Source organism: Shewanella sp. (assembly GCF_051658185.1).
Taxonomy (GTDB): domain Bacteria; phylum Pseudomonadota; class Gammaproteobacteria; order Enterobacterales; family Shewanellaceae; genus Shewanella.
In genome coordinates this window covers 1-7,798 of the sequence record NZ_JBOFMC010000211.1, presented here as the reverse complement: position 1 = coordinate 7,798, position 7,798 = coordinate 1, and the positions used below count along the sequence as shown (strand labels likewise).

General features: G+C 52.7%; 6 protein-coding genes. 1 reads left to right on the top strand and 5 read right to left on the bottom strand.

The window, feature by feature from the left end; all coding sequences use genetic code 11:
- From ACRCZA_RS08305 to ampD, 5 genes are all read right to left on the bottom strand, one after another.
- Positions 1-1,226 (bottom strand): biotin/lipoyl-containing protein (locus ACRCZA_RS08305; RefSeq protein ID WP_438673985.1); only part of this gene is annotated, 1,226 nt, incomplete at its 3' end.
- Positions 1,227-1,238: 12 nt separating this feature from the next.
- On the bottom strand, positions 1,239-3,905 hold the full coding sequence (gene aceE, locus ACRCZA_RS08300; protein WP_438673984.1) for a pyruvate dehydrogenase (acetyl-transferring), homodimeric type: 2,667 nt from the start codon (positions 3,903-3,905) through the stop codon (positions 1,239-1,241).
- Positions 3,906-3,985: 80 nt separating this feature from the next.
- Positions 3,986-4,738: a pyruvate dehydrogenase complex transcriptional repressor PdhR gene (gene pdhR / locus ACRCZA_RS08295; RefSeq protein WP_438673983.1), complete on the bottom strand. Its 753-nt coding sequence runs from the start codon at positions 4,736-4,738 to the stop codon at positions 3,986-3,988.
- A 173-nt stretch (positions 4,739-4,911) separates the two neighbouring features.
- Positions 4,912-5,778, bottom strand: a complete 867-nt coding sequence (ampE, locus tag ACRCZA_RS08290; protein ID WP_438673982.1) for a beta-lactamase regulator AmpE — start codon at positions 5,776-5,778, stop codon at positions 4,912-4,914.
- 85 nt (positions 5,779-5,863) lie between these two features.
- Positions 5,864-6,433 carry a 1,6-anhydro-N-acetylmuramyl-L-alanine amidase AmpD gene (ampD, locus tag ACRCZA_RS08285; protein WP_438673981.1) on the bottom strand — a complete coding sequence of 190 codons (570 nt, stop codon included), beginning with the start codon at positions 6,431-6,433 and terminating at the stop codon, positions 5,864-5,866.
- Between the two features lie 245 nt (positions 6,434-6,678).
- Between ampD and nadC the strand changes: the two genes are divergently transcribed.
- A complete protein-coding gene (gene nadC / locus ACRCZA_RS08280; protein ID WP_438673980.1) occupies positions 6,679-7,566 on the top strand; it encodes a carboxylating nicotinate-nucleotide diphosphorylase in 888 nt (295 codons plus the stop codon).
- Positions 7,567-7,798: the final 232 nt, after the last annotated feature.

The window sequence follows — 7,798 nt, the reverse complement described above, 5'->3', positions numbered from 1 at the left end:
TGCACATCTTCTTTCATCACGCGGCCTTTACGTCCGCTGCCCGTCACTTTGGTCAAGTCGACCCCAAACTCACGAGCCAAACGACGCACCGCCGGCGAGGCATGCACCGCCCCTGTGGCCACAGGCGTACCGGCACTTGGATGATGCGGCACCGGTGGACGGCTCATTGGCGCAGCAACGACTGGCGTCTCTTGCGCAGCGGATGCCTGAGCCAGCGTTTCCTGAGCTGTTGATGCCTGAGCTGTTGATGCCTGAGCCGCTGATGCCTGCGCTGGTGCGGCAGTACCTGCCGTCGTCGTTTCAATAGTGGCAATCACGCTACCTTGCGAGACCTTGTCGCCCACCTTCACCGTTAACGACAGCAATTTACCGGCAAACGGTGCTGGCACTTCCATGGTGGCTTTATCGGTTTCAAGGGTGATTAAACCTTGATCGACGCGAATGGTATCGCCAACGGCCACCAGCACTTCAATCACATCGACATTGCTGGCATCGCCAATATCCGGCACTTGAATTTCTTTAACGGCAACAACAGGAGCCGCTGTCGCGACGGGAGCCACAGGCGCAGCTGGAGCCGCTTGAGCAGCTTGAGCCACAGGCGCGCTTGCTTGTGGAGCAGGAGCAGCAGGTGCCGCGCCGCCCACTTCGAGCAGGATCACTAACGAGCCTTGAGAAACCTTGTCACCTACCGCCACTTTCACTTCTTTCACCACACCCGCGAATGGCGATGGTACGTCCATGGTCGCTTTGTCGGTTTCAAGCGTGATAAGGCCTGCGTCAACCTCAATCTTATCGCCAGCGGCCACTAAAACTTCGATAACAGACACATCGGTGTCACCCCCGATATCCGGCACAGTGACTTCAACTAATTTGGTTGCACCCGCCGCTGGCGCTGCCACCACAGGAGCAGGATCCGTTTTTACTGGAGCGGGAACAGGCGCCGCAGGGGTGGCAACTGGCGCAGGCGCCGCAGCTTGAGCTGCGCCGTCCACGGGCTGCATCAGCGCAATCAGCGTGCCTTCGCTGATTTTATCGCCTACCGCAACCTTAAGTTCAGCCAGCACACCGGCAAATGGCGCCGGAATATCCATGGTCGCCTTATCGCTTTCAACGGTGATAATCGAGGCGTCTGCGGCGAGGTTATCGCCAACCGCTGCGCAAATCTCAATCACCTGCACTTCATCGCCGCCGATATCAGGAACAAAAACTTGTTTTAATTCAGACATTTTTATTGCCCCTTACGCGTACTGTGGATTGATCTTGTCAGCATCAATGCCATATTCTTTAATGGCGTTGGCTAACACATCGACAGGCAGCTCTTGGCGATCCACTAAGGATTTCAATGCCGCAATCACGATGAACTTGGCATCCACTTCAAAATGGTGACGCAGATTATCGCGGCTGTCGCTGCGACCAAAACCATCAGTCCCTAACACTTTGTAATCAGTCGGCATGAACGCGCGTAACTGCTCGCCGTAAATCTTCATATAGTCTGTTGCCGCAATCGCCGGCGCATCACTTGCGATCACTTGGCTGATATAGGCTTGTTTTGGCGTTTGGGTTGGGTGCAGCATGTTCCAGCGCTCTACCGCTTGGCCATCACGGGTCAACTCGTTAAAGCTGGTCACGCTAAAGACGTCGGCAGTAATACCAAAATCTTTCGCCAGTGCCTGCGCGGCTTTACGGGTTTGCTCCAAAATGGTGCCACAACTCATTAACTGCACTTTGCCTTGACCCGAACCGGCCACGGTTTCTAACTTGTAGATCCCTTTCACAATGCCTTCTTCAGCCCCTGCTGGCATCGGTGGCTGCACGTAGTTTTCGTTCATTGTGGTCAGGTAGTAGAAGATATCTTCTTGATTTTCGCCGTACATACGACGGATACCATCTTGCACGATAACGGCAATCTCATAACCATAAGTCGGATCGTAGGTAATACAGTTAGGGATAGTGTTGGCCAGCACATGGCTGTGACCATCCTGATGCTGCAACCCTTCACCGTTTAAGGTCGTGCGCCCTGACGTACCGCCCACTAAGAAACCGCGCGCCCGCATATCACCGGCGGCCCACGCCATGTCACCAATACGTTGGAAACCAAACATCGAGTAGTAGATGTAGAACGGGATCATCGGCACGTTATTGACCGAATAACTGGTCGCCGCCGCCACCCAAGATGACATTGCGCCAAGTTCGTTAATGCCTTCTTGCAATACTTGGCCGCTCTTATCTTCACGATAATAAGCAACTTGATCAGAGTCTTGCGGCACATACTTTTGGCCTTCATGGGCATAAATCCCCACTTGGCGGAACAATCCTTCCATCCCGAAGGTACGGGCTTCGTCCGGGATAATCGGCACAATGTTATTGCCAATTTTCTTGTCTTTGAGCAGTGCCGTCAGTACGCGCACAAACGCCATGGTCGATGAAATATCACGGCCATTAGAGCCTTGTAAAATCGAGTCAAAAATCTTCAGTGACGGGATTTCAAGCGCTTGGCTGAACTTCTCACGACGTTGCGGCACGCTACCGTGCAGCGCCTCGCGGCGGCTCATCATGTACTTCACTTCTTCCGAATCTGGACCGGGGTGATAGAACGGCAGATCTTCTAATTGATCGTCAGGGATCGGGATGTTGAAACGATCGCGGAAGTAACGGATAGACTCGATACCCATCTTCTTCACGTTATGGGCGATGTTTTTACCTTCACCCGCATCGCCTAAACCGTAACCTTTAACGGTTTTCGCTAAAATCACCGTTGGGCGACCTTTGGTTTTTTGCGCATGATCTAACGCCGCATACACTTTAACAGGATCATGACCACCACGGTTTAAACGCCAAATGTCATCGTCTGACATGTTCGCCACCATTTCGGCGGTTTCTGGGTATTTGCCGAAGAAGTGTTCGCGAGTATAAGCGCCACCTTTGGCTTTACAGTTTTGGTATTCACCGTCAACGGTTTCTTCCATTAACTGCAATAACTTACCGCTGGTATCGCGCGCTAATAATGGGTCCCAATAACGGCCCCAAATCACTTTAACCACTTCCCAGCCTGCGCCGCGGAACTCGCCTTCCAGCTCTTGGATGATCTTACCGTTACCGCGTACTGGGCCGTCCAGACGTTGCAGGTTACAGTTGATGATAAACACTAAGTTATCTAACTCTTCGCGCGCCGCTAAGCCAATCGCGCCTAAGGCTTCTGGCTCGTCACACTCGCCGTCACCTAAGAAGCAATACACGGTTTGCGCCGAGCAATCTTTAATGCCGCGGTCAGTCAAATATTTGAGGAAACGCGCCTGATAAATCGCTTGAATCGGGCCTAAGCCCATAGAAACTGTTGGAAATTGCCAGTAATCGGGCATCAGTTTCGGGTGCGGATACGAAGATAAGCCCTTACCATCCACCTCTTGGCGGAAGTTGGCTAATTGCTCTTCACTTAAACGGCCTTCTAAAAAGGAGCGCGCATAAATCCCCGGGGCAATATGCCCTTGGAAATACACTAAATCGCCGCCGTCTTTCTCATTCGGTGCGCGGAAGAAATGGTTAAAACACACGTCATAGATAGTGGCGCTCGACGCAAAGCTGGAAATATGCCCACCTAACTCTAAATCCTTTTTCGAGCCGCGCAGCACCATCGCGAGCGCATTCCAACGGATGATCGCGCGAATACGGCGCTCCATCTCTTGGTTGCCCGGCATGTGCGGCTCCTGTCCCGCAGGAATGGTATTTAAATAGGCGGTCGTCGCGGTGTAAGGCAGGTGAGTGCCATTACGGCGAGCCTTATCGATGAGCTTTTCTAATAAGAAATGCGCACGTTCAGGGCCTTCTTGTTCTAATACCGCTTGCAGGGCATCAACCCATTCCTGAGTTTCTAACGGATCTACGTCTTGTAGCATATCTTCAGACATCACACTGTCCTTCTCTATATACATGATAATAATGGTTTTGCGGCATATTTCCCTTTAGCAATGTGCTAAATATACGGGGATTAAGCGCCACTCTTTAAGCGGCGCAAGCTGCGTTGCAACCGGCTATCTTCTTCCCGCACAGATAACATCACCTCTTCGATGTAACTTAAGTGTTCATTCGAGGCTTCTCTTGCGGCTTCAGGATCGCGCCGAACAATCGCCGCGAGCAAGGCTCGCCGGTGATCATTGGCAATCGTCGAAGCTTCTTCGCGGCGGCTTAAAAGCTCCAGGTTTTGCGCCACATTTTGATGCAGCACAGGGGTTAAACTCAGGACCAAATGCAGCATAGCCACATTATGGGAGGCTTCGGCCACGGCGCGATAAAACCGCACAATCGCCGCCGCTTTTTCCTCGATACCGGTGGCAACTTCCACCTCATGGATCATTCGTTTGATATTTTGCATGTCCGCGTCGGTACCGCGCAGCGCCGCAAAATACGCCATCATGCCCTCGGTGGCATGACGAAACTCCAGCAAGTCATATTGACTTTCTGTATCCGAATTCATCAGTTCAACAATAGGATCGGCAAGGGTCTGCCAGAGTTGTTCTTTAACGTAGGTACCGCCACCTTGGCGGCGCATCAGCAATCCTTTCGCTTCAAGCTTTTGAATCGCTTCGCGCAAAGAAGGACGCGACACTTCAAACTGGATCGCCAATTCGCGTTCTGGCGGTAATTTTTGGCCGGGCTGCAAACTGCCCTCGAGGATCATTTGCTCTAATTGCGCCATGATCACGTCAGAAATTTTTGGCTGATTAATCTTACTATAGGCCATGAGGCGCACAGCTCCATTGTCAATTGGTCTTACCAATTTTTTTGAATGAGCGCACTTTATCAAATCAAACTTTTGATGTCTACCTTGAATTTCATTTGCAAAAGGTGACCGGCGTCAAACTCAGCAGCCCGCACGGGCTATCCACCGAGAGACGCCATCGGTTCGCTTACCGCTCAATTGACCACCCCAAAGATGGTTAACAACGATAACACAGTGACCAATAAGATAAAATTCCGCTTACTCAGTTTTAACAGTGCCAGCGTTGACTGCACACACACCGGCGCTCGATGCGCGTCGGCGTCAGCTACCTCTGGCAAAGGTTGGGCCGCTAATACGGTGGCCGTCACCACGGTTCTGGCGCGGCTTGTTAAGCTAAACGCCTGCTGACGCCACACCGTAAAGGCCTCACTAAATTGCCCACTTAACGCATAGCCAAAGGCAAACAGGCGGCTTGGCAGCCAATCGAGCACATGGATGAGGGAGTCAACTAAAGGTAAGTTAAGGGATTTACGCGCATTTTCTTCGGCATAAAAGCGCACCGTACAATAAAACAGCGCGCCGACTGGCCCCAAAAAGATTAAAAATAATGCCACCGCGCCGTAATAGCGATAGTTAATCCAGGCCACACTCTGGCCCACCTTGGCACCCAATTCACTCTCCGAGACCGCCGCTAAACATTCGCTGCAATCAAGCTCAGCGCCATAGTGATAGCAGGCCTGCACATCCAACCGACAAGCTGCCTGCATGTACTTTTTAAAAATCCCTCGCAGCGTGACATGATTAAAGCACAGTATCGCCACCCCCACCCACAGGGCTAAACTGAGCACGCCCCACCAAAGCCCGGCCACTAACCAAGCTAAGGCGTACACCAAGGCGGCGGGGAGCACTAACGCCAGCGCCAGCGTCGCACGCGTGAGCAGAGCCTTATCCCCAAAAAAAGTGGCTTGATAGGCTTGCAGTAACCTGTCTAACTCCCACGACACCGGCAACAACTTCAGTCGCTCCACCAAAATCGCCACTAACAATGAAAACAATGCCATCGGTCATACTCCTTGCGGCCTGATAGGGTCTAAGTTTTAGGGTCTAAGTTCTAGGGCCTAGGTTCTAGGGCCTAGGTTCTGGCTCCTAGGGCCTAGGTGCTAGATTCTCATTTTTCAGGCTTAGCGCCCTTCGGTATCGTTGCCAATCAAAGCTTGGCCCCGGATCGGTTTTACGCTGCGGCGCAATATCACAATGGCCGACAATGCGCTCAACGCTCAATAACGGATAGGCCTGCAGTAACTCTTGAGTCAGCAGCGTCAACGCCTGATATTGCGCCGCAGTATAGGGGTCAGTATCCGTCCCTTCAAGCTCAATGCCAATCGAAAAATCGTTACAATTTTCCCTTTCGCCATAACAAGATACCCCCGCATGCCACGCCCTATCAAGGCAACTGACATACTGCACACACTCGCCGTCGCGGCGGATTAAAAAATGCGCCGACACCTCAAGCCCGGCTAACTGCGCAAAACTGGCATCGGCGCGGATATCTAAACACCCTTGAAATAATTGATCGATATAAGGCAAACCAAAACAGCCCGCTGGCAAGCTGATATTGTGGATCACCAGCAAACTCACCTCCCCGTGGGGACGGGCATTAACATGCGGCGACGGGCAGCGGCGCGCGCCGCTGTACCACCCTAATTCCACACTCATCGCAACTCCTTACTGAAAGGGCCGAGGGGCTCAGCACTTGAGCCGACTTGAGCCGAGCACCTAAAACCTAAAGCCAAAATCCTAGCGCCTAAAAACTAGCACCGAGATTCTGCGTCCTACGCGCCTTAGCATTTTGCTTCAGCCATGATAATCTTAAGAGCATCGAAAGTCTGTGCCAACCCTGCACTTATCGCCCATTCAATGCGACCCAAAATACCCGCATGCAAGCAGCAAGGATCCTGATTATGTTAGAAAACGATATTCGCCACGCCGTCAAAACCGCCCTCGCCGAAGACTTAGGCTTTTGTGACATCAATCAGCACACAAAAGCCATTGCCTACGGCGACATCACCGCGCTGCTGATCCCCGCCGATAAATATGCCGAGGCGACCTTAATTACGCGTGAAGAAGGCGTATTTTGCGGTAAAGCATGGGCAGAACAAGTGTTTAATCAACTCGGCGGCGAGGTTGCCCTGCACTGGCACGTCGACGATGGCGATTTAGTTCTCCCCAATCAAGTGCTGTGTGAGCTTTCCGGCCCTGCCCGCACTATGCTCACCGGCGAGCGCACCGCGATGAACTTTATCCAAACCCTGTCGGGGGTCGCGAGCATCACCAAACGTTATGTGGATAAATTGGCCGGCACCCACACCCGCCTGCTCGATACCCGCAAAACCATCCCGGGGCTGCGCACCGCCCAAAAATATGCCGTCACCTGCGGCGGCGGTAAAAACCACCGCATTGGTCTGTTTGATGCCTTTTTAATTAAAGAAAACCACATCATGGCCTGCGGCGGGATCAAAAGCGCCGTCAGCGCCACTCGCGCGCTGCACCCCAATAAACCCATTGAGGTCGAAGTCGAATCCTTAAGCGAACTCGCCTTAGCCCTCGATGCCGGTGCCGATATCATCATGCTCGATAACTTTGATATCACCATGATGGTCGATGCGGTCGAACTCAATCAGCAGCATTGCGCCAGCAACGGCGCCAAAGGCGCTAAGCTGGAGGTCTCGGGGAATGTGACCTTAGAGACCGTCAGCGACTTTGCCAAAACCGGGGTGGATTTTATCTCCGTCGGCGCCCTGACCAAGCATATCCGCGCCTTAGATTTGTCGCTGCGCGTCAAAGGATAGCGGCGAGCACCGAGGGGCTAGGGTCTGGGGTCTGGGGTCTACGCCCTAAAGTCTAGGCCCTCGGAACTAGACGCTCGGCGCGAGCTCCTCGCGCCTAAGACCAAGCCCCTCCCGCCGCCATGGGCTTTTTGACGTTCCCCACGCTTTTCGCCGCTTTGCTGTCACTGTCAATTTTTTGTTAACCACCAAATCAAGCTGTTGCCAGTTTTTTAGGCGAATTAACTCTTTTATT